This is a genomic window from Acinetobacter chengduensis (assembly GCF_003664645.1).
Lineage (GTDB): Bacteria > Pseudomonadota > Gammaproteobacteria > Pseudomonadales > Moraxellaceae > Acinetobacter > Acinetobacter chengduensis.
Window position 1 is genome coordinate 38,982 of the sequence record NZ_RCHC01000002.1, and the last position, 21,869, is coordinate 60,850.

General features: G+C 40.4%; 22 protein-coding genes. 19 read left to right on the forward strand and 3 right to left on the reverse strand.

The features are described from left to right. Window position 1: 1 nt before the first annotated feature. The 17 genes from nuoI to D9K81_RS01875 all read left to right on the forward strand — a co-directional run bounded on the left by nuoI (window position 2) and on the right by D9K81_RS01875 (window position 17,566). The gene (gene nuoI, locus D9K81_RS01795; RefSeq protein WP_120373932.1) at window positions 2-544 is read left to right on the forward strand and encodes an NADH-quinone oxidoreductase subunit NuoI; all 543 of its coding nucleotides are present in this window, start codon (window positions 2-4) and stop codon (window positions 542-544) included. Next, window positions 544-1,062: an NADH-quinone oxidoreductase subunit J gene (gene nuoJ / locus D9K81_RS01800; protein WP_171406857.1), complete on the forward strand. Its 519-nt coding sequence runs from the start codon at window positions 544-546 to the stop codon at window positions 1,060-1,062. The genes nuoI and nuoJ overlap by 1 nt, the downstream gene beginning before the upstream one ends. After that, on the forward strand, window positions 1,062-1,370 hold the full coding sequence (gene nuoK, locus D9K81_RS01805; RefSeq protein WP_005007970.1) for an NADH-quinone oxidoreductase subunit NuoK: 309 nt from the start codon (window positions 1,062-1,064) through the stop codon (window positions 1,368-1,370). Before nuoJ ends, nuoK begins: the two co-directional genes overlap by 1 nt. Continuing rightward, window positions 1,367-3,256, forward strand: a complete 1,890-nt coding sequence (gene nuoL / locus D9K81_RS01810; RefSeq protein ID WP_120373930.1) for an NADH-quinone oxidoreductase subunit L — start codon at window positions 1,367-1,369, stop codon at window positions 3,254-3,256. The genes nuoK and nuoL overlap by 4 nt, the downstream gene beginning before the upstream one ends. Before the next feature lies 1 nt (window position 3,257). After that, on the forward strand, window positions 3,258-4,868 hold the full coding sequence (gene nuoM, locus D9K81_RS01815) for an NADH-quinone oxidoreductase subunit M (RefSeq protein ID WP_120373929.1): 1,611 nt from the start codon (window positions 3,258-3,260) through the stop codon (window positions 4,866-4,868). 3 nt (window positions 4,869-4,871) lie between these two features. Next, entirely contained in the window at window positions 4,872-6,416 is a 1,545-nt protein-coding gene (gene nuoN, locus D9K81_RS01820) for an NADH-quinone oxidoreductase subunit NuoN (RefSeq protein ID WP_120373928.1), read from the forward strand. 123 nt (window positions 6,417-6,539) lie between these two features. Then, the gene (gene upp, locus D9K81_RS01825; RefSeq protein WP_120373927.1) at window positions 6,540-7,175 is read left to right on the forward strand and encodes a uracil phosphoribosyltransferase; all 636 of its coding nucleotides are present in this window, start codon (window positions 6,540-6,542) and stop codon (window positions 7,173-7,175) included. Window positions 7,176-7,258: 83 nt separating this feature from the next. Then, complete coding sequence (locus tag D9K81_RS01830; protein ID WP_120373926.1) at window positions 7,259-7,552, forward strand: cold-shock protein; 294 nt, start codon at window positions 7,259-7,261, stop codon at window positions 7,550-7,552. A 383-nt stretch (window positions 7,553-7,935) separates the two neighbouring features. Beyond that, window positions 7,936-9,975 carry a UvrD-helicase domain-containing protein gene (locus tag D9K81_RS01835; RefSeq protein WP_120373925.1) on the forward strand — a complete coding sequence of 680 codons (2,040 nt, stop codon included), beginning with the start codon at window positions 7,936-7,938 and terminating at the stop codon, window positions 9,973-9,975. A gap of 43 nt (window positions 9,976-10,018) precedes the next feature. After that, the gene (dut, locus tag D9K81_RS01840; protein WP_120373924.1) at window positions 10,019-10,471 is read left to right on the forward strand and encodes a dUTP diphosphatase; all 453 of its coding nucleotides are present in this window, start codon (window positions 10,019-10,021) and stop codon (window positions 10,469-10,471) included. A gap of 584 nt (window positions 10,472-11,055) precedes the next feature. After that, window positions 11,056-12,477: a phosphomannomutase/phosphoglucomutase gene (locus tag D9K81_RS01845; RefSeq protein ID WP_120373923.1), complete on the forward strand. Its 1,422-nt coding sequence runs from the start codon at window positions 11,056-11,058 to the stop codon at window positions 12,475-12,477. Between the two features lie 10 nt (window positions 12,478-12,487). Continuing rightward, the gene (gene argB, locus D9K81_RS01850; RefSeq protein ID WP_120373922.1) at window positions 12,488-13,396 is read left to right on the forward strand and encodes an acetylglutamate kinase; all 909 of its coding nucleotides are present in this window, start codon (window positions 12,488-12,490) and stop codon (window positions 13,394-13,396) included. Window positions 13,397-13,554: 158 nt separating this feature from the next. Further along, window positions 13,555-14,346 carry a GNAT family N-acetyltransferase gene (locus D9K81_RS01855; RefSeq protein ID WP_120373921.1) on the forward strand — a complete coding sequence of 264 codons (792 nt, stop codon included), beginning with the start codon at window positions 13,555-13,557 and terminating at the stop codon, window positions 14,344-14,346. 89 nt (window positions 14,347-14,435) lie between these two features. Further along, window positions 14,436-15,284 (forward strand): class II glutamine amidotransferase, encoded by an 849-nt coding sequence (locus tag D9K81_RS01860; RefSeq protein WP_120373968.1) that lies wholly within the window; start codon window positions 14,436-14,438, stop codon window positions 15,282-15,284. Between the two features lie 279 nt (window positions 15,285-15,563). Continuing rightward, complete coding sequence (locus tag D9K81_RS01865; protein WP_120373920.1) at window positions 15,564-16,019, forward strand: bacteriohemerythrin; 456 nt, start codon at window positions 15,564-15,566, stop codon at window positions 16,017-16,019. A gap of 141 nt (window positions 16,020-16,160) precedes the next feature. Beyond that, window positions 16,161-17,243 carry a hypothetical protein gene (locus D9K81_RS01870; protein WP_120373919.1) on the forward strand — a complete coding sequence of 361 codons (1,083 nt, stop codon included), beginning with the start codon at window positions 16,161-16,163 and terminating at the stop codon, window positions 17,241-17,243. After that, window positions 17,243-17,566 (forward strand): RnfH family protein, encoded by a 324-nt coding sequence (locus tag D9K81_RS01875; RefSeq protein ID WP_120373918.1) that lies wholly within the window; start codon window positions 17,243-17,245, stop codon window positions 17,564-17,566. Before D9K81_RS01870 ends, D9K81_RS01875 begins: the two co-directional genes overlap by 1 nt. Before the next feature lie 43 nt (window positions 17,567-17,609). On the opposite strand, the gene D9K81_RS01880 is transcribed toward D9K81_RS01875, so the two are convergent. Continuing rightward, window positions 17,610-18,008, reverse strand: coding sequence for an outer membrane protein assembly factor BamE (locus D9K81_RS01880; protein ID WP_120373917.1), 399 nt, complete (start codon window positions 18,006-18,008; stop codon window positions 17,610-17,612). A 112-nt stretch (window positions 18,009-18,120) separates the two neighbouring features. Between D9K81_RS01880 and fur the strand changes: the two genes are divergently transcribed. Continuing rightward, on the forward strand, window positions 18,121-18,558 hold the full coding sequence (gene fur, locus D9K81_RS01885; protein ID WP_120373916.1) for a ferric iron uptake transcriptional regulator: 438 nt from the start codon (window positions 18,121-18,123) through the stop codon (window positions 18,556-18,558). 115 nt (window positions 18,559-18,673) lie between these two features. Here the strand turns inward: fur and D9K81_RS01890 are convergent, their stop codons facing one another. Both D9K81_RS01890 and D9K81_RS01895 read right to left on the reverse strand, forming a co-directional pair. Continuing rightward, window positions 18,674-19,795, reverse strand: coding sequence for a PilT/PilU family type 4a pilus ATPase (locus D9K81_RS01890; protein ID WP_120373915.1), 1,122 nt, complete (start codon window positions 19,793-19,795; stop codon window positions 18,674-18,676). Window positions 19,796-19,826: 31 nt separating this feature from the next. Continuing rightward, the gene (locus D9K81_RS01895) at window positions 19,827-20,864 is read right to left on the reverse strand and encodes a type IV pilus twitching motility protein PilT (RefSeq protein ID WP_106985503.1); all 1,038 of its coding nucleotides are present in this window, start codon (window positions 20,862-20,864) and stop codon (window positions 19,827-19,829) included. Window positions 20,865-20,987: 123 nt separating this feature from the next. Between D9K81_RS01895 and D9K81_RS01900 the strand changes: the two genes are divergently transcribed. After that, window positions 20,988-21,674, forward strand: coding sequence for a YggS family pyridoxal phosphate-dependent enzyme (locus D9K81_RS01900; RefSeq protein WP_120373914.1), 687 nt, complete (start codon window positions 20,988-20,990; stop codon window positions 21,672-21,674). The last annotated feature ends 195 nt before the right edge of the window (window positions 21,675-21,869 follow it).

Genomic DNA, 21,869 nt, shown 5'->3' on the forward strand with positions numbered 1-21,869 from the left:
AATGTTTAAATTTCTAGCCGGGTTCGGATCGATTGTACGTTCGCTTTGGATGGTATTCAGCCACGCAACGCGTAAACGTGACACGATTCTGTATCCAGAAGTGCCAGCAGAAGAAATCGTGCCACCACGTTTCCGTGGTCGTATTGTATTAACGCGTGACCCAGATGGCGAAGAGCGTTGTGTTGCGTGTAACCTTTGTGCGGTTGCATGTCCAGTAGGCTGTATTTCACTTCAAAAAGCTGAACAAGAAGACGGTCGTTGGTACCCAGAGTTTTTCCGTATCAACTTCTCGCGCTGTATCTTCTGTGGTATGTGTGAAGAAGCTTGTCCGACAACTGCCATTCAGTTGACGCCAGACTTCGAATTATCTGAATATGTCCGTCAAGACCTTGTATATGAGAAAGAACACTTACTTATCTCAGGTCCTGGTAAGTATCCTGACTACAACTTCTACCGTGTAACAGGTATGGCAGTTTCAGGTAAAGACAAAGGTCAAGCACAACGTGAAAGTGCACCTGTTGATGTACGGAGTCTATTACCATGATGTGGCCGTTTTATTTGATGGCACTTGTGGCCATCGTCTCTACGATTCGTGTTGTGACTAACACGAATCCAGTACACGCTTTATTAAGCTTAATTGTTTCATTACTTGCTGTTGCAGGTATGTTCATGATCGTGGGTGCGCCTTTTGCTGGCGCACTTGAAATCATCGTATACGCAGGTGCCATTATGGTTCTGTTCGTATTCGTTGTGATGATGTTGAACTTAGGTCAACAAACAATGGAACAAGAAAGCAAGTGGCTGACTTCATCTGCGTGGGCTTATCCTGCGTTGATGAGTTTCCTTATGGGCCTCGTTCTTGTATGGATGTTAGGTTCTGACTACACCAAACCTTCTTTGGTGATGGGTACGGAAATTGTTGGTCCTAAAGCTGTAGGTACAACACTCTTTACTCAGTACTTATTATTGGTTGAAATTGCCGCGATGTTATTGCTAGGCGCACTTGTTGCAGCATTCCATCTTGGTAAACGTGAACCAAGTGCAGAAGAGGAAAAAGAATAATGGGCAACATCCCTTTAGAACATGGTTTGATCGTTGCAACCATTCTTTTTGCACTGGGTTTCTACGGTGTAATGGTACGACGCAACCTACTATTTATTTTGATGAGCCTTGAAATCATGATGAACGCTGCTGCTTTAGCGTTCGTTTTGGCAGGGAGCGCATGGGCGCAACCCGATGGCCAAATCATGTTCATCTTGATCTTAACGCTTGCTGCAGCAGAGGCTTGTATCGGTCTTGCTATCGTCCTTCAGTTCTATCATCGCTTCCATCATTTGGATGTAGATGCTGCTAGTGAGATGCGCGGATGAGCTATTTATATTTAACAGTATTATTTCCGCTCATTGGTTTTATCCTTTTAGCGGCAGGTCGTAATAACCTACCTGAAAAACTTGCAGCGGTTATTGGTGCAGGTTCTGTTGGTTTATCAGCATTATTTGCTTTGATTGCTGGCTTGGACTTTGTTAATAACGGTTCAGTTGCAACAACACAGCATTTGTGGACTTGGTTTAGCGTGGGTGGTTTAGCACCAGGCTTCTCACTACACCTAGATGGTTTATCATTGTTAATGATGGGCATGATTACAGGTGTAGGTTTCCTTATTCACATCTTCGCAACGTGGTACATGCGTGGTGAAGAAGATTTTGCACGTTTCTTCTCTTACTTTAACTTGTTCGTAACAAGCATGTTACTTCTCGTTTTAGGCGATAACTTAGCGTTATTGTTCTTAGGTTGGGAAGGTGTAGGTCTGTGCTCTTATCTACTGATTGGTTACTACTACCAAAATCCTGCAAATGGTTTTGCTGCCATTAAAGCGTTCACTGTAACGCGTGTGGGTGACGTATTCTTACTGATTGCATTGTTCTTAATCTACCAACAGTTTGGTACTTTAAACATTGCAGAAGTGGTTGCGGCTGCTCCGACTGTATTGGCACAAAGTTCATCGATCGCAATCTGGACAGCGTTAATGTTGTTCTTGGGTGCGGCAGGTAAATCTGCGCAAATTCCATTACAAACATGGTTGGCAGATGCGATGGCTGGTCCTACACCAGTATCTGCATTGATCCACGCAGCAACAATGGTAACAGCAGGTGTTTACCTGTGCTGCCGTATGTTCACTGTGTTTGAACAAGCGCCTGAAGTGATGATGTTTATCTCTATCACTGGTGCGGTAACATTATTGGTTGCTGGTTTTGCTGCATTGGTACAAACGGACATCAAACGTATTCTTGCTTACTCTACAATGAGTCAGTTGGGTTATATGTTTATGGCTGTAGGTGCTGAAGCTTACCAAGCAGGCCTATTCCACATGCTAACTCACGCATTCTTCAAGGCATTATTATTCTTGTCTTCTGGTGCGGTAATTTTGGCGTATCACCACGAACAAAACATTTTCAAAATGGGTGGCTTGTTCCATAAGAACAAATTCCTATTTGCATGTTTCGCAATTGGTGGCGGTGCGTTGGCTGCGATTCCATTCATCACAATCGGCTTCTTCTCTAAAGATGCGATCTTGGGTGCGGTATGGGTTAAAGGCCAAGCTGTTGCAGTATATGACTGCTTATACTGGACAGGTGTTGCAGGTGCGTTCTTAACTTCTATTTATACATTCCGTTTAATTTGGGTTGTATTCTTCGGTAAAGAAAACACGCCTTATCATGAAATTAAAGGTGTAACTTACTGGGGTCCATTGGCTATCCTTGCGGTATTGTCAACAGGTCTTGCTTATGTATTAAAAGCACCAGTAACTAACATTTTAAATGCAGCTCAAATCCCTGCGTTTAATGTTCCTGAAGCGCTTGAGCATGGTATGCACAGTGCTGAATACACAGCTGTAGGTATTGCACTTGCAGGTCTTGTGGTGGGTGTTGTGTTATTTGCCTTCGCATACAATGCAGTTAAAGCATTTGCTAAAACTTCTTTGGGTGCGGGTCTTGCGAATATCTGCCGTAATGCACTTGGTTTCGACGCGTTATACAACCTTGTATTCGTGAAACCATATTTGCTTATCGCGAAAATCTTAGGTCGTGATCCAATTGATGGCTTGTGGTTAGTATTGCCTGCACTTGTGAAAGCAGGTAACAGCTTCACTAGTTCACGTCAAACGGGTTCTTTGCGTGAATACGCATCGAGTATGGCATTCGGTACGGTTGTCTTACTAATGATCTTGGTCGTGATTCAGGTCGTGGGGAAATAAAATGGAAGCTAATAATTTAATTTTACCCGCTCTGATCCTTATTCCGTTCATTGCAGGTTTCGCATGCTGGTTGGTCGATAAACTCGACCAACACTTGCCACGCTATATCGCCTTGATTGGTATGCTTGTGACTTTGGGTTTAACCATTGCACTTTGGCAAACAGGTACATATAGCTATGAATTAGGTAGCCAAGCGCCGACTTGGGCTGCTCAATTCAATATTCCTTGGATTCAAACCCTCGGAATTAACATTCACCTTGCGGTGGATGGTTTATCACTTCTTATGGTGGGTTTAACTGCACTCCTTGGTGTGTTGGCAGTGGGCTGTTCATGGGGTGAGATTCAAAAGAATGTTGGTTTCTTCCACTTAAACCTTTTATGGTCTTTGGGTGGTGTAATCGGTGTGTTCCTTGCCATTGATTTGTTCTTGTTCTTCTTCTTCTGGGAGATGATGCTTGTACCAATCTACTTCTTAATCGCACTTTGGGGTCACCGTGGTGCGGAAGGTAAGTCACGCGTTTACGCAGCAACTAAATTCTTCATCTATACACAAGTTGCTGGTTTAATCATGTTGATCGGTATCCTTGGCTTAGTTGCTGTAGGTTACTCATTAAATGGTCAAATCAACTTCAACTACAACTACTTAATGGGCGTTGCTCATACAGTAGAAGCTCAAGCACCAGCACTTGCTTATGCATTTATGGTATGTTTGTTCATTGGTTTTGCGGTAAAACTTCCAGTTTTCCCATTACATGGCTGGTTACCAGATGCACATGCTCAAGCACCAACAGCAGGTTCTGTTGACTTAGCAGGTATCTTGATTAAAACAGCGGCATACGGCTTACTTCGTTTCGTTATTCCATTCTTCCCAATGGCTTCAGCACAATTTGCTGATATCGCGATTATTTTGGGTCTGATTGGTATTTTCTACGGCGCGTGGTGTGCATTCCAGCAAACAGATATGAAACGTCTATTGGCGTATACGTCTATTTCGCACATGGGATTTGTACTTCTTGCGATTTACGCGGGTAACATCTTAACCTTCCAAGGTTTGATGATTATGATGTTGGCTCATGGCTTGTCATCTGCTGCCTTGTTCATTATGTGTGGTCAGGTTTACGAACGTCTTCATACGCGTGATATGCGTTTGATGGGTGGTATTCGTGGTCAGTTTAAATATCTTGCATTCTTCTTGATGTTCTTTGTTGCTGCGCTTGTGGGTATCCCAGGTCTAGGTAACTTCATCGGTGAATTCCTGATCTTGATGGGTTCATACGCAAAATTCCCTGTGTACACAATTCTTGCTGCGGTAAGCCTTGTATTCGCTGGTTTGTATGGTTTGATCCTGATTCACAAAGCACTCTTTGGTACGCCAAATGAAGAGCAAAAAGCACATTATTCATCTCCATTAAAAGATTTGAATGTACGTGAAGTTGTGATTCTACTGATCTGTGCGTTGGGTCTGGTGTGGTTGGGTCTATTCCCACAAACGTTCCTTGACGTTTCTAATTCAAGCATGGCGTGGTTAGCGAACAGCTACATTCCTGTTCAAGAAACAGTTGAGACAGTTCATCAGGCTGTTGTTTCAGCTGAAAATGTGGAGATGCAATAAGTCATGAACTTCACAATGTCATTTGCAGAGCTTATGCCTCTAGCGCCAGTCATGATCGTTGCTTTAACAGCAGTGGTGGTGATGTTGCTGGTTGCGATCAAGCGTAATCATAATTTAGCAGCAACTACATCCGTTATCGGTTTGAACCTTGCTGCCTTATATATCGTATTCATTGTGCTTGCTGGTCAATACGCACCTGCAAACGTAATGAATCTATTCATCGTAGATCCGTTTACGATGCTGTATCAGTTTGTGATTGTGGTAGCAGCACTTGCATGTTGCACGCTGTCTCATGCGTATATTGAAACGTATAAAGACAACCGCGAAGAACTTTACATCCTTATGCTTGTATCTGTAACAGGTGCAATGCTTATGGTTGCAAGTACAAGCTATGCGTCGTTCTTTATTAGCCTTGAGTTAATGTCGATTCCTGTATACGGCTTATTGGCGTACACACATCAACGTTCTCAATCGCTTGAAGCGGGTGTGAAGTACCTTGTACTTTCTGCAACAGCTTCTGCAATGTTGCTCATGGGTATGGCTTATGTATATGCATACACAGGTAGATTAAACTTCGTATCTGAGCCAGGTAAATTATTTACAACATTTGGTCAACCAGCTGTTGTACTTGGTTTAGCGCTTATTGTATTTGCAGTTGCATTTAAATTGTCTCTTGCGCCATTCCATAAATGGACACCAGACGTATATGCAGGCGCTCCAGCACCTATCGCAACTTTCCTTGCGACTGTTGCTAAAGTGGCGATGATTGGCTTATTTGTTCGTTACTTATTATCTTCAGGTTTAATCCTTGCAGATAGCTTCGTAACACTATTGACTATCATTGCAGTACTTTCGATTCTTGCAGGTAACTTACTTGCAGTTCGTCAAGTAAACTTGAAACGTATCCTTGCATACTCTTCAATTGCACACTTTGGTTATTTGTTGGTTGCAATTATCAGTGCGAAAAATACTGATTTCTTACAACTTCAAGGTTTTGCAACTTTTGAATCTGTAAACATTTATGTAATTACTTATGTGTTAACGACTATTGGTGCATTTGGTGTTGTAACACTGATGTCTAGTCCATATAACAATACAGATGAAGCAGGTAGCTTAGCTGAATACCGTGGTTTGTTCTGGCGTCGTCCAGTATTAACTGCAACTTTAACAGTAATGATGCTGTCTCTTGCAGGTATTCCTTTAACTGCTGGCTTCATTGGTAAGTTCATGGTTGTAAAAGCTGCTGTTGCTGGCCAAGAATGGTTCCTAGCTGCAATGGTGATTATTGGTTCAGGTATTGGCTTGTACTACTACTTACGTGTCATGGTTGTACTTTATATGACACCACCAGAAAACCCACGTATCGATGCTGTCGATCATTGGGGCCAAAAAGTCGGTGGTATCATGGTGTTAGGCGCAGCTGCTTTGGTATTGTTGATTGGTGTATATCCAGACCCAATCATTGCAATCTCTAAAGTTGCTTTCTTTGCCATTTCACCAGAATTACAACAGTTCATTTTGTCTTTAGTACAAAGCGGATTTAACTAATTTAGCTATTTAGCTGAGTTATTACAAAAAAGCCTCCTGTAAAGGGGGCTTTTTTATTTTTATCGGACGGCAAAATTTACTATAATAGCTAGAATTTGATCTTAACCTTTTAGGTGTTCTCCCGTGGCTATCCATGAAATCCGTCATCCATTAATCCGTCATAAACTTGGCTTATTGCGCCGTGCTGACATCAGCACTAAAAACTTCCGTGAACTTGCGCAAGAAGTAACGATGTTGTTGACTTATGAAGCAACGAAAGACTTGCCAGTTTGTGACCATGAAATTGATGGTTGGGCAGGTAAAGTATCTGTAGACCGTATTGCAGGTAAAAAAATCACGGTTGTGCCAATTTTACGTGCAGGTATTGGCATGTTGGATGGTTTCTTAAATCTCATTCCAAGTGCAAAAGTTTCAGTACTTGGTTTAGAGCGTGACGAAGAAACACTTGAAGCGCGTACTTACTATAAAAAATTAGTACCAGACGTACAAAACCGTATTGCAATGATCATCGACCCAATGCTTGCAACAGGTTCTTCTTTGGTTGCTGCAATTGATGTACTAAAAGCAAGTGGCTGTAAAGATATTCGTGTAATGGTATTGGTTGCTGCGCCAGAAGGGATCAAACGTGTTGAAACTGCACATCCAGATGTGACAATTTTCACAGCTTCTGTAGACAACGGTATTAATGAAAACGGCTACATCGTTCCAGGTTTAGGCGATGCAGGCGACAAAATTTTTGGTTCAGTACAAAAAGACTAATTTTTGCACTGAATGAAAAAAGAGGCTTTCATAGCCTCTTTTTTATATAATGATGAACAGATATTTGAGTATAGGACAGTAGCATGAAAGACGAAGTGTACGTAGGCAAAGTCAAACAATATGATCCTGAAAAAGGCTATGGCTTTATCGGTTCATCTGAAGGAGATATTTTCTTCCATATTTCAGATTTTCCATCTGCAGATGGCGAACCAAAACGTCATGACCGCGTAAAATTTACCGCAGTGAAAAATGGCGATAAATTTAAAGCGGTCAAGATTGAACGTGTAGAAGACAATTCAGCCAAAGCGAAAAAAACTAAAATCGTGCAAAATAATAAATCTATTACATCAGCTTTGTTATCAAACTTTAAGCGTTAAGTCATTTTTCTGCTGTCTAGATTCTGTATAACAGGTTCAATGCAGTAATAAAAAAAGAGGGGCAACTTGCCTCTTTTTTTATTGGGTTTGTGAAGGATTAGATTTTTAAATATACAGTGCCTTTTTTAACTCAATTGTATTTAGAACAGATAGAAATTTAGATTTATTTAAGTTGTTTATCAGTGAAAGACATTTTAATTGCTATGGCTGAAAAACAAGCAACAAGCCTGTATGAATTTTTTAAATAATCTATAGATTATCAATATCTTGTACATTTAAATGCACTGAGTTTTTAGCTTTCAATCTCGCGATATCATCTTTAGGGTTATACAGCGCAGACTGAGATGACTATAATCGACACCGAATCAGGATGAGGAATCACTATGTCACTCGCAAGTCAGTTAAACGACAAGCAACTTGAAGCCATGAAATATACTCAAGGACCCTTGTTAGTGCTTGCAGGTGCAGGTTCAGGCAAGACCTCAGTGATTACCCGTAAAATTGCGTATTTGGTGAAGCACTGCGGTATTCCCGCGCATCGTATTACGGCTATGACCTTCACCAATAAAGCTGCACGTGAAATGAAAGAACGTGTAACTAAATTATTAACGCGTGAAGAATCTAAAGGCTTGTCCGTTTCGACTTTCCATACTTTTGGTTTAAATTTACTACGTCTTGAGCTTAAAAATACCCCGCTTAAAAATAACTTCTCTATTTTAGATGCAGATGATTGCAAACGCATTTTGATGGACTTGATGCATCGTGACAATTTATCTGGTGCTGAAAGTAAAGAACTGATTGCGAAAGCCATGAAAATGATTTCGGATTGGAAAAATGACCTGATTCCACCAGAGCAAGCACACACTACCTGTGAAACGGCGGAAGATGTGCAAATGGCACATTTGTATCAACTTTATGAGCGAAATTTGCGTGCGTACAATGCTGTCGATTTTGACGATTTAATTGTAATGCCAACACGCCTATTACAAGAAAATGCCGAAGTACGTGAACGTTGGCAAAACCGAATCCGCTATTTATTGGTCGATGAATATCAAGATACCAATACCGCGCAGTATATATTGGTTAAGCTCTTGGTGGGGGTGATGGGTCAATTTACCGCGGTAGGTGATGATGACCAATCCATTTATGCATGGCGCGGTGCAAAGCCTGAAAACATGGCCTTGTTGAATGAAGATTTTCGCAATCTAAAAGTGATTAAGCTGGAACAGAATTATCGTTCGACCAGTCGTATTTTAAAAGCAGCCAATACTGTGATTGGCAATAACCCACATATTTTTGATAAAAAATTATGGTCAGATAAAGGCCATGGCGATGTGATCCGTGTGATTACCTGCCGTAATGATGATGATGAAGCAGAACGCGTAGTTAAAGATTTAATTACCCACAAATTAATGAATGGCAAAAACTGGAAAGATTATGCCATTTTATATCGTGGTAATTTCCAAGCGCGAATTTTAGAGACACAGCTTCGCCAAATGCAGATTCCCTATAAGTTATCGGGTGGTCAATCATTCTTCGCGCGTTCTGAAATCAAAGACTTAATGAGTTATTTGCGTCTGATTATTAACCCAGAAGATGACAGTGCATTTTTACGTATTATTAATACACCAAAACGTGCAATTGGACCTGTGACTTTAGAGAAGCTTGGCTTGTTTGCACAAGAGAGTAATCAGTCTTTGTTAGCATCTTCAGGTGATCAGCGCTTAAGCATGGCAATTCCTAAAAAAGCCACCACGCAATTGGCAGAATTTCATGACTTCATTGATCGTTTTACCCGTAATCTAATTGAAGATGATGAACCCGTGCCGATTATCCGTCAAATGATGGTTGAAGCTGGCTATATTGATTATGTGAAAGAAACGGCAGCTACGCCAGCACAGGAAAAAACCAAGCTCGACAATATTGAAGTACTGTATAGCAGTATTCAAAGTTTGATTAACCGTGCTGAAGATGTGGATGAAAAGAACATTGAAAGTGTGATTCGTAAAATGGTCTTGCTGGATATGTTAGAGCAACAGCAAGAAGAAGAAGATACGGATAAGGTCAATTTATTAACCTTACATGCATCGAAAGGTTTGGAATTTCCTTATGTCTACCTTATTGGTTTAGAAGAGGAAATTTTGCCCCATAAAAACTCCATTGCGGCTGAAACGGTGGAAGAAGAACGCCGACTGATGTATGTGGGGATTACCCGTGCACGTCAGGGCTTAACCATTACTTTGGCTGAGCAGCGCAAAGCGGGTGGGCAAATGAAACAAATGACGCCAAGTCGCTTCTTAGATGAGTTGCCACAAGATGAACTAGATTGGTTGGGTCGTAAGAAAAAACTGGCTGGCAATATTGATCCGAAATTGCAAGCGCAACATTACTTAGAAAATTTACGTGCGCTGATTAAGCGCTAATGAGCAATTTGTAAAATTAGTTACATTGAAATAGGAATGAAACATGAAAGTTCAAGTTAAAGTACTCGACTCACGTTTAGGTACAGAATGGCCAATGCCAGCTTATGCGACTGCTGGTTCTGCTGGTCTAGATTTACGTGCTTGCGTTACAGAAACCACCGTGATTGAGCCAGGTCAAACTGTATTAATCAAAACTGGCTTGGCAATTTACATTGAAGATGTCAATTTTGCAGGCATGATTTTGCCACGTTCTGGCCTTGGTCATAAACATGGCATCGTGTTAGGCAACTTGGTCGGTTTGATTGATTCAGATTACCAAGGCGAATTGATGGTTTCTGTATGGAATCGCAGTCAAACTGCATTTAGTTTAGAACCAGGTGAGCGTTTGGCACAGTATGTATTGGTGCCTGTGGTACAAGCACAATTCGATTTAGTTGAAGAGTTTGAAGCAACTGAACGTGGTGCTGGTGGTTTTGGTCATACTGGCAAAAACTAAGCATCTAATGTGTGTAGGGCAATGTCTTCATTGCTCTTACATGCAAATTAAAGATCAATTGATAAAAATAATAGTCATAAAAAAGATTAAAAATTTAAAAACTGTGATCTTGTTTGCACAATCAAAAGGGTCTTTATTAAATATCCCAAATAGTAGTGATTGTTGGCATTATGTACTTCTCATAAACTATCTGGTAGATGAAATGGCTTAATGCAGTGATTGGGACGAGTGGTGTTTGAAGAGTGAATACCATGTTATGTATTTGATATATTATATTTTTTAATCTCCAATGATCTTGCATTTGTAATTACGTAGAACTTTCGCAATTGCAATTTTTATCTTTTATAATTATGGAGTTAATAATATTTTAAGGAATTTTGGCTAAAATAATTTTACTCAATGGTAAATTGATATTATCTTTTTAGCTTCAAAAGCTTAAGTTTTATTAATTGATTCTTAAACTAAAATGATTTAAAAAAGAAACACTTTTTTAAAGTATTTATGTCTTAATTGTTAAATCAAACTGATGGTTCCTCCTAATAGTAGGCTACTGTTGATGCGGGCAATTAAAAGAAGAATATCTTATGGGCTTACTCTATAACAATTTTCCGTCTCATATTTTCCGCGCATACGACATCCGTGGTAAATCAAGCTTATTGACCAGTGACATGGTGGGTTCGATCGCCCACGGTTTGGCACAGCAATTTTTGGCAGTTGGTCAAACCCGCTTAGCCATCGGTTATGACGCACGTATCAATAGCCCTCTATATGCTTCAATTATTGAAGAAGTATGTGAAAGCTATGGGCTAGATGTATGTATTATTGGTTGCTGTTCGAGCCCAATGCTGTATTACATTGCGCGTGATTTTGATGGCAATGGTATTATGGTAACCGCCAGCCATAATCCAAAAACAGACAATGGTATAAAATGGATTGTGCAAGGGGAGCCACCCACCCCAGAAATGATTCAGCATGTAGCGACAGATGCAAAACATCATTTTGTACCTAAAAAATCAGTATTACCTAGCGCATTGCCTCATCAGATTTTACCTCAATATTGTTTGCAGTATCAGCATGTATTATTAACGGACATTCAGCTTCAAGCACCCGTCAAAATTGTGCTGGACGGTATGCATGGTTCAGCAGGGCGCTGTGCAAACTTAGTCTTAAATAAATTGGGCTGTGACGTGACCGCATTGCGTTGCATTGCCAATGGTGAGTTTCCAGACCATGCACCCGATCCTTCACAAATTGCGCATTTAGGTCAGTTGCGTGAAGCGGTCATTAAGCAACAAGCAGATATTGGTATTGCTTTAGATGGCGATGGGGATCGTTTAGTGTTAATTGATGCTGAAGGTAACGTGATTACGGCGGATCGCTTGCTGTGCTTGTTTGCAGAAATGTGTTTGAAAACACATCCACAAGCCGAAATTGTATATGACGTAAAATGCTCGACGATGGTTCGTAATACAGTACACGCATTAGAAGGCCAAGCCACGATGTTGCGTACGGGAAGTACATTTTTACGCAAGTATTTGGCTCAATCGAAAGGGCGGGCGGTATTTGGTGGCGAATATGCAGGGCATTATGTATTTAATGACGGGCGTGGCTGGGGCTATGACGATGGCCTATATGCAGCACTGCGTGTGATTGAATATATGCAAGCCAACCAATTAAGCTTGGCGGAACTCTTGGCACGCTATCCAGAACGTGTGGGTACGGAAGATCTTTATATTTCCACAAATCATGTTGACCCCAAAGCTGTTTTGGCCGAAGTAGAACGTCAATCTCAGCAGATTGATGCAGAAATCAGTAAAATTGATGGGATACGTCTTGATTTTGATGATGGATTTGGCATCATTCGAGCATCGAATACAGGCGAGTATTTCACCCTTCGTTTTGATGCGGATGATATGACGCGTATGCGCCAAATACAGCGCCTGTTTGTCAATATGTTAGTTGAGCAGTATCCAAGCATTGCTCAAGACATTTCAGATGCTCAATAAGGAGAGGCGAATGCCACATCAGCATACCGGCATCGACAAAGCACAGATTTTGACTGAGGCTTTGCCGTACATTCAACGTTTTTCAGGTAAAACGCTGGTTGTAAAATATGGCGGCAACGCAATGACTGATCCTGAGCTAGAAAGCTCATTTGCACGTGATATTGTTTTATTAAAAACTGTAGGTTTAAATCCAATTGTGGTACACGGTGGTGGCCCGCAAGTCGATTCATTTCTCAAGCAATTAGGCCGTGAATCTGACCGTATTGATGGTATGCGCGTAACTGACCCTGCAACTATGGAAGTGGTTGAAATGGTGTTGGGTGGTAGCGTAAATAAGTCTATTGTGAACCTGATTAATCAGCATGGTGGCCGTGCGATTGGTTTAACAGGTAAAGACGGTAATTTACTTCGCGCACAAAAACTTTTGATGCAAAAAACAGCTGAAGACGGTTCTGTGAAAGAAATCGATTTAGGTCTGGTTGGTGAAGTCGTTGGCGTTAAGACTGATGTATTGGAAATGTTCACCCAAGGTGACTTCATTCCAGTAATTGCACCTTTAGGTGTCGATGAAGACGGTAATACCTATAACATCAATGCGGATTTAGTGGCAGGTAAAGTTGCTGAAGCCCTCGGTGCTGAAAAACTGATTTTGTTAACCAATATCAGTGGTGTACTGGATGAAAACAAAAACCTATTAACAGGTTTAAGCACGCAAGAAGTTGACCGTTTAATCGAAACGGGTGTGATTTATGGTGGCATGATTCCTAAAGTCGGCTGTGCCTTAGACGCTGTAAAAGGTGGTGTGGTGAGTGCACATATTGTGGATGGTCGCGTACCTCATGCTACATTGTTAGAAATTTTTACAGATCATGGGGTGGGTACTTTAATTACCAACCGCCAGCCTGCTAAAAAAGCTTAAGACTTTAAGATCGACTGTTATAAAGTAAGAACGTAAAAGCCCCATTTTGATGGGGCTTTTTTTGCACGATTAAATTGCAACAGAATGCGCAGTGGTCATGAAAATGTCATCGCGTTTACCTAGTGTAGAAAATAAGTCAAAACACTGAGGTTGTGCACATGTTGGATAAACTGAATCAGTACCGTCAAAATTTTAGCTTAGCCTTTAATAAAAAAAACCAAAAAGCAACGAGTTATAGTTTTGAGTGGGTCGAAGACTTAGCTGGCTTAAAACAAGTCCAAAAATTTAGAGCCACTCAATTCGCTGCACAGTTTGATTTAAATTTTGAAAATGGTCTGGATCAAGATTTATATGATTTTAGTTGTGAACATGCTGTATTACGCGACAAAGTTACTCAAGAGATTGTGGCTTATACCCGTATTAAACGCTTAACAGGGGATGAATTAGCCACCCAAAGCTATAGTCAAAGTGAATTTGATATTGCCAGCCAATTAGGTCATTTAGACCATATTGTGGAAATTGGACGAACCTGTGTGCATCCACGTTATCGTTCAGGCAAAGCATTATCTGTATTGTGGCTCAACTTACTGCCTAAAATTTTGTGGGAAATGAAAGCTAAGTATGTCATTGGTTGCGTAAGTATTCGACTCAAAGGGAATGAAGCGCAAGCATATTACACCCATCAATTTATCCAAAACTTACAACAGGGCCTAAATGCTATACAAGCAAAACCGTCCTATGAGCCTGCTTATCCTTCATTTAGTTTTGCTCAGGATGAGCGTATTCCAAAGTTATTTGATGTGTATTTAAAAATGCAGGCGACTTTATCACAACAAGCATATTATGATCAGGACTTTAATTGCTTAGATTATTTTGTTTTTTTAGAAGTGAGTAAAATGGCGAAAAACTTTATTTTTCAGCAAAAAATCACTCAAAACTTATCAATATAGCGATAGCATAAAGGTTTTCTGATTTGTAATCGTTTCGGGACTCATGCAGAATAGCGTTATCATTGACCACGCTTATGATGATGACGCTTATGTGCCAGCTGTTAGGGATGAATTGTGCGACACCAACGGATATTACCTTTTCTTTCCGTGGTTTTTCTCAACGTGCAGGTATTACATCAGATCATTGTGATGGTTTTGGTATCGCTTTTTTTGAAGATAAAGCTTGCCGTTTATTTGTAGATAATCAATCCGCTGTTGAATCGCCTATTGCGGAATTAGTTCGTAATTATCCGATTAAATCACGCAATGTGATTGCACATATTCGAAAAGCGACTCAAGGCAAAATCAATCTCGAAAATTCCCACCCTTTTAGTCGTGAGTTATGGGGGCGCCAATGGATTTTTGCCCATAATGGCGATTTGCATGATTTTTCACCTGAATTAGCGGGGCGTTTTACTCCTGTAGGGAATACGGATAGCGAATTGGCTTTTTGTTATTTGCTCGAGCAATTGGTTAAACGCTTTGGGTATGAAGAACCAAGTTTAGATCAAGTCTTTGATGTGTTAATCGAAATTTCCCCTCAAATTGCTGAACACGGCACATTTAACTTTTGTTTATCCAATGGTCAAGCTTTGTTTAGCTACGCCATTACTAAATTACATTGGTTGGTGCGTGAGTACCCATTTCAACCCGCGCAGTTAATTGATTTAGATGTAGAAGTAGATTTTAGTGAAGTGACCACTGCAGAGGACCGTGTGGCGGTGATTACCACCGAGCCTTTAACCCAAAATGAAGTTTGGACAGCATTTAAACCCGGTGAAATGATTTTATTTCAGCATGGGCAACCTATTCGGCATGCAATGAGTGAAATTGCACGCTTAGAACGTGAGCGTTTAGACCCTTCTTTAAAACGTGTGACTTTAGCTGATCAGTATTAATGGCATCATAGATTCAAAATTAATGATCTATATATTTTTAAACAATTGTTTTTTTTGAAAAATAGATGCGATTATTTATATGATTTATACTCAAATTGATTAAAAAATATCTTACTCTTATGGTCAGGTTTAAATATTAAAATAAGAATAAACAATAACTTAAAATTTTTTACTATAAATACTTATAATCCCGAGTAAATCGCTTTATTTTTATTTAATCTATTTCTCTATATGATTAATTTTATGTGATAAATAATTCAAAAGTGGTAGGTGGTCGTAATGAAAATGAAATGGATCCCAGAATATAATACTGGCATTGATGTGATTGACGATCAGCATAAACGTATTCTTGATTATATTAATGAAATTGATGCTGTAGATGCCAATACGGATCGTGCACGTATTCAAGAAGTACTCAATAATATTGTTGACTATACACAGTCTCATTTTACTTTTGAAGAATCTCTTCAAGAAGAAGCAGGTTATAAATATCGTGTACCACATAAACGTGTACATGACTTATTTATTAAAAAAATTGAGTCATATCGTGATCGCTTTAATATGGGTCATGCGATTGAAGCTGAACTTCATGAAGTATTATCTAAATGGTTGATCAATCATATTCAGCACGATGATGCAGATTATGTGGGTGCCGTAAAAGAAAATATGATGGGCATTATTAAAGAAAAAGAACAGAAAAAAGGTAAAAACTGGTTCGCTCGCTTCTTCTCATAATTAAAGATGAACGAGATAAGAAGAACTAAAATCTAATAATGATTTTGCGCAGCAAATCACCGTAAGGTGGTTTGCTTTTTGTTTTTGATTTTCCAGACAGAGCAGGGCAAAATAGCGCTAGCTTTTTTAAAGGAACGCCTCATGCAGGATAATGCTATGTCAAAATGGTTATCGCCTCTGATGGCTTTTTGTGTCTCGTTTATTATTATTGCGACTCTTGCGCCAATAACGGGTATTCAAATTGACCGTCAGCTAGATTTCTGGTTGCTCTGGCTTGCAACAATGCTCATATTAGCATTGCCATTGTGCTATTTAGAAATCGCACTTGCCAAACGCTCAAATACCACCGCTTTACAAGCATTATCTAGATTAACACGCGATGCAGATGCATCTGCAAAATGGCGTTTGGTAGGCTGGTTGGCCGCTGTGTTTATTCCATTCTTGGTGGGTGGAGTATTATTTAATATCAGCCAACTTTTACAATATACAGCGCTTCCTGCGGTATCAATACAGATTGTATTTGTCGCTCTAGCGGTATTGGCCATTGTGTTGTCCTTTATCCCACGTCAAATTACAGTGTTATTAACTGCAATTGGTGTACTGGCTTCGCTGGTCTTGGCCAATGTGGTGGGTACAGAACTTCCAGCATGGCACGTTACGCCAGTTGAATTTAGTGAATGGGGAAGTGCAACGGTACTAGCTTTAGTCGCTAGTGGTTTAGGATTGGGCCTGTATTGGCAAAGTAGTTTATTGGCGTCTCAAAGCCAAAGCTCGGCAACACAATCTGCATTACCTATTTGGTTTGCACAATTGCTTGCAGTGATTGCATTTGGCTTCTTTGCAGTGAAAACCAACATACCTGCATACGCATTGGCATTTGGTTCTACCATGTTTGCAGGCTTATTGCTGAATTTAGCGCGTGAACAATTACATCAGCGTCAAATTGCGATGCCTATACAGTGGCTGGTGTTACTTATTCCTGTATTTATTTGGGCTATTCCAAGTATTGGTGCAATTTTCAATACTGTGCTGATTCTTTGGGGCTTACTGATTTGTCTGGTATACGCAGTTTTTGTGGGCTGGATTATGAAAATTAGCCATCTGCGTAAAGCGCTGAATTTTTCCAATGAAGCGTTTTATAATATTTGGCGTATAGCCGTGCGAATTGTTATTCCACTGTCGATTGTGTTGGCGATTGTGGCCGTATTGGGTCAGATGTTCTAATGGCAGTACAAAAAATTTGGGTGGCTTATGCAAGCCAAACAGAACAGTTTCATATTGCTGTACCCTTCACTGAAGGCATGACTGCTTTAGAGGCGATTCGCCTCAGTGAGATTGAGAAAAAAACAGAGTTACCAGAAAATCTACAACTGGGAATTTTTGGTGTACGTTTAAAAGACCATCAACAACCATTACAGGCGGGTGATCGTGTTGAGATTTATCGTGCTTTAACGATTAATCCAAAAGAGATCCGCCGTAATCGGGCTGCAAAAAATCCAGTGAGCCGTTATTGTCGCGGAAATCGCTTTAAACAATTATGGTCATGAAAAAAACCCCTCAATTGAGGGGTTTATTTTTATCTGAAACGAATTATAGTGGTGGGGCAGTTAAAATTGCTTCCTTAGAACCAGGTAAGCCTGGTTGCGATTCTGGAATAGTGTCTAAACCTTCGATTTTTTCGACAATGCCGTTTTGGTTAAAATAGACTTTTAAATGTTGACCAGATGCAGCAGGAATCTTCGCTTTTTTAGCATAGGTTCCTGGGGTATAATTGTAGATGTAGTCCCAGCGCAAAGGATTCATTGGATCTGTAATGGTTGGGCTGCCAAGCACAAAACGAACTTGTTGGAATGTCATACCCACTTGGATTTTTGATGCTTGCGCCTTGGTTAATGGCGTTCCTTGTGGAATATCAACTTTATAAACGCCCAAGGTTGAACAGCCTACGAGCAATGAAGTGACGAACAACGTCAGCATGATTTTTTGCATTTTGCTACACTATCCCAAATTAATTATGATGCATTTGATCCAAGGATAGATCATACTGCATCTAAAGTTTGTTGCCTATTCCAACTTTAATTTTGTTGAGAGACCTTTTTTCATGCCAATATCAAACCAAGATTTACGCAAAGCTGGACTTAAAGTTACGCTTCCACGAATTAAAATATTGGAATTACTCGAAAATTCAAGACAACATCATTTAAGCGCGGAAGATATTTATAAGACTTTACTTGAACAAGGTGAAGATGTGGGTTTAGCAACTGTGTATCGCGTGTTAACACAGTTTGAAGCTGCGGGTATTATTCAACGTCATCATTTTGAAAATAATCATTCTGTATTTGAGATTATGCAAGAAGATCACCACGATCATATCGTGTGCCAAAACTGCAACAAAGTGGTCGAGTTTACCAATGATGTGATTGAACACGAACAGCACGAAGTAGCGAAAAAATTCGGTTTCGAACTAACAGGCCATTCATTAAATTTATATGGCTACTGCGATGCGCCAGAATGCCAAGAGGCATACCGTAAAAAATAATGGCAAATTAGAGTTTGGTTTATCCTTGAGGTAAAGCAAATCTACTGAGCATAACAAAAGGCTGATATATCAGCCTTTTGTTATGCTTTAATTTAGAGCTTAACAAAATTACAGCTTAAACTTGACCATCGAAGGTAATGTTCGTGCTGGCATTCATTAAGCGATCTCCGCCTTCTTCAGACAATTTAATTTGTAGACGTAGGTCGTTTGGCGAATCGGCGTGTTTGAGCGCATCTTTGTAGCTAATTTGTTTGGCTTTATAAAGGTCAAACAGTGCTTGGTCAAAGGTTTGCATGCCTAATTCGCGTGAACGTTTCATGAGGTCTTTAATCTCATGCACATCACCTTTACGAATCATGTCTGAAATTAACGGAGAGTTAATCAGAATTTCAATCGCGGCACGGCGAGAGTTACCGTCAATGGTTGGAATCAGTTGTTGCGCCACCACGGCTTTGAGGTTTAAAGATAAATCCATAAACAACTGGTTATGACGATCTGCTTCAAAAAAGTGAATGATACGATCAAGTGCTTGGTTGGCGTTGTTGGCATGCAGTGTTGCAAATACCAAGTGACCCGTTTCCGCAAAGGCTATCGCGTAATCCATAGTTTCACGCGAACGAATCTCACCAATCAAAATTACATCTGGTGCCTGACGCAGGGTATTTTTGAGTGCAATTTCAAAAGAATCAGTGTCAATACCCACTTCACGCTGGGTAATAATGCAACCTTGATGCTCGTGTACAAATTCAATTGGGTCTTCAATGGTGATGATGTGACCTTTTGAGTTTTGATTACGATAGCCCACCAGCGATGCAAGTGAGGTCGATTTACCTGTACCTGTTGCACCCACAAAAATGATAATACCGCGTTTTGTCATCGCCAATTCTTTTAAAATTGGTGGTAACTTTAGCTGCTCCATCGTTGGAATGATGGTTTCAATACGACGCAACACCATGCCAGGTTCATCACGTTGCTGAAATGCACTAACACGAAAACGTGCGGACTTAGACGGGTTACTAATCGCAAAGTTACATTCACGCGTTTCAGCAAATTCTTTACGTTGTTTATCCGACATAATTGCATTTAAAAGCTGGCCGACAGTTGAACCTGGTAACTTAGTTGAACCAATAGGTACAATTTGACCATTAATTTTCATGGACGGCTCGACATCTGCTGTAATAAAAAGGTCAGAGGCCTTTTTTTCCACCATAAAGTCGAGCAAACCGTTAAAATCCATAAATTTTCCCCAATTAATATACGTCTAATTTTTATAAGAAAGATTCTGGCTGTTTTGCTGCTGTACGTGCAGTTTGTGGGCTAATAATGCCTTTAGAAACTAAAGTTTTTAAGCTTTGATCTAATGTGGTCATGCCGTAGTTGGCACCAGTTTGAATTGCCGAGTACATCTGAGCGACTTTGTTTTCACGAATCAAGTTACGGATTGCAGGAATACCGATCATGATTTCATGCGCTGCCACACGGCCACCACCATTTTTCTTGAGTAGTGTTTGTGAAATAACGGCTTGCAGTGATTCAGATAACATGGCACGAACCATGTCTTTTTCTTCAGCAGGGAATACGTCAATCACACGGTCAATGGTTTTAGCCGCAGATGTGGTGTGTAGCGTACCAAAGACTAAGTGACCAGTTTCAGCCGCTGTAAGTGCTAAACGAATCGTTTCAAGGTCACGCATCTCACCGACCAAGATAATGTCAGGGTCTTCACGTAGTGCAGAACGCAGTGCTTCGTTAAAGCCGTGGGTATCGCGATGCACTTCACGTTGGTTAATCAAACATTTTTTTGATTGGTGTACAAATTCGATTGGATCTTCGACCGTTAAAATATGGTCATAGCGGTTGTCATTGATGTAATCCATCATGGCTGCCAGTGTGGTCGATTTACCCGAACCAGTAGGCCCAGTCACCAACACAATACCGCGTGGATATTCACAAATCTCTTTAAAGATTTGTCCCATGCCTAAGTCTTCCATAGAAAGTACTTTTGATGGAATGGTACGGAATACTGCACCAGCACCACGGTTTTGGTTAAATGCGTTCACACGGAAACGTGCTACGCCTGGAACTTCAAATGAAAAGTCTGTTTCCAGTTTTTCTTCATAATCACGGCGTTGTTTGTCATTCATAATGTCGTACACCAACTTGTGTACTTCTTTATGTTCTAATGCTGGCAAGTTAATACGACGAACTTCACCATCCACACGGATCAGTGGTGGCATACCTGCTGATAAGTGTAAGTCTGAAGCACCATTTTTAGCCGAAAATGCCAATAATTCTGTGATATCCATAAAATCCCCGAGTACGTCTAAATCTTAATTATTTTGGTAGAATAATAAGGCTTTCCCTCAGCTTAACCAACTGTTAGTTAAAGGGCAAAGGAAAAAAAGATGAATGAAATGAGAACCTCGTCAATGAATACACTTCAACACGCAAAAGAGCAGGTACTTGAGCAGATTAATCAAGCATGTCTGAAGGCTGGTCGTGCGCCAGAAACTGTACAGTTATTGGCTGTATCTAAGACGCATCCAAGTGAGATGTTGCGTGAAATGTATGCGACAGGGCAGCGTGCATTTGGTGAAAATTATTTACAAGAATCTTTAGATAAAATTGAAGCACTCAAAGATTTGGAGATTGAATGGCATTTCATTGGTCATGTACAGCGCAATAAAACCAAACATTTGGCCGAAAAATTTGCATGGGTGCATGGGGTGGATCGCTTAATTATTGCAGAGCGTTTATCGAGTCAACGAGATGCAAACCAAGCCCCTTTAAATATTTGCCTACAAGTGAATATTGATGCACAAGATAGCAAAGATGGTTGCCAGCCAGATGAAGTTGCAGAATTGGTTGCGCAGATTTCGGCATTCGCTCATTTACGTTTACGTGGCCTCATGGTGATTCCCGCACCAAACAATCCGCAAGCTTTTGTTGATGCCAAAGTGCTCTTTGAACAGGTTAAAGGCCAACATAGCCAGCCTGAGGATTGGGATACGCTGAGTATGGGCATGTCTGCGGATATGGTTGATGCGATTGCAGCGGGTTCAACGATGGTACGTGTGGGTACAGCTTTATTTGGTGCGAGGGATTATTCAAAATAATGAAAGTTCATGTGCCAAAATGATGATGAATCAGTCGTTTCGGCATATTGTAAATTTATCTTATTTTTTGGCCATAAAAACGAGCGCTGGACAGCAGACTTTTGCATAAGCACATCATTCGATTTTTCTCAAATTTTGGAACCATTGAGTTCAATTTGTTGCTTTAAAATTGAACTCCCTCGCAAATTTAAGTAC

Coding starts and splice junctions, on each gene's coding strand:
- nuoN (WP_120373928.1), top strand. CDS start 4,872: ATGAACTTCACAATGTCATTTGCAGAGCTTATGCCTCTAGCGCCAGTC.
- nuoJ (WP_171406857.1), top strand. CDS start 544: ATGTGGCCGTTTTATTTGATGGCACTTGTGGCCATCGTCTCTACGATT.
- D9K81_RS01835 (WP_120373925.1), top strand. CDS start 7,936: ATGTCACTCGCAAGTCAGTTAAACGACAAGCAACTTGAAGCCATGAAA.
- nuoM (WP_120373929.1), top strand. CDS start 3,258: ATGGAAGCTAATAATTTAATTTTACCCGCTCTGATCCTTATTCCGTTC.
- D9K81_RS01860 (WP_120373968.1), top strand. CDS start 14,436: ATGTGCCAGCTGTTAGGGATGAATTGTGCGACACCAACGGATATTACC.
- argB (WP_120373922.1), top strand. CDS start 12,488: ATGCCACATCAGCATACCGGCATCGACAAAGCACAGATTTTGACTGAG.
- D9K81_RS01845 (WP_120373923.1), top strand. CDS start 11,056: ATGGGCTTACTCTATAACAATTTTCCGTCTCATATTTTCCGCGCATAC.
- D9K81_RS01890 (WP_120373915.1), bottom strand. CDS start 19,795: ATGGATTTTAACGGTTTGCTCGACTTTATGGTGGAAAAAAAGGCCTCT.
- D9K81_RS01895 (WP_106985503.1), bottom strand. CDS start 20,864: ATGGATATCACAGAATTATTGGCATTTTCGGCTAAAAATGGTGCTTCA.
- D9K81_RS01870 (WP_120373919.1), top strand. CDS start 16,161: ATGCAGGATAATGCTATGTCAAAATGGTTATCGCCTCTGATGGCTTTT.
- D9K81_RS01855 (WP_120373921.1), top strand. CDS start 13,555: ATGTTGGATAAACTGAATCAGTACCGTCAAAATTTTAGCTTAGCCTTT.
- D9K81_RS01830 (WP_120373926.1), top strand. CDS start 7,259: ATGAAAGACGAAGTGTACGTAGGCAAAGTCAAACAATATGATCCTGAA.
- dut (WP_120373924.1), top strand. CDS start 10,019: ATGAAAGTTCAAGTTAAAGTACTCGACTCACGTTTAGGTACAGAATGG.
- nuoL (WP_120373930.1), top strand. CDS start 1,367: ATGAGCTATTTATATTTAACAGTATTATTTCCGCTCATTGGTTTTATC.
- D9K81_RS01875 (WP_120373918.1), top strand. CDS start 17,243: ATGGCAGTACAAAAAATTTGGGTGGCTTATGCAAGCCAAACAGAACAG.
- nuoK (WP_005007970.1), top strand. CDS start 1,062: ATGGGCAACATCCCTTTAGAACATGGTTTGATCGTTGCAACCATTCTT.
- fur (WP_120373916.1), top strand. CDS start 18,121: ATGCCAATATCAAACCAAGATTTACGCAAAGCTGGACTTAAAGTTACG.
- nuoI (WP_120373932.1), top strand. CDS start 2: ATGTTTAAATTTCTAGCCGGGTTCGGATCGATTGTACGTTCGCTTTGG.
- D9K81_RS01865 (WP_120373920.1), top strand. CDS start 15,564: ATGAAAATGAAATGGATCCCAGAATATAATACTGGCATTGATGTGATT.
- D9K81_RS01880 (WP_120373917.1), bottom strand. CDS start 18,008: ATGCAAAAAATCATGCTGACGTTGTTCGTCACTTCATTGCTCGTAGGC.
- D9K81_RS01900 (WP_120373914.1), top strand. CDS start 20,988: ATGAATACACTTCAACACGCAAAAGAGCAGGTACTTGAGCAGATTAAT.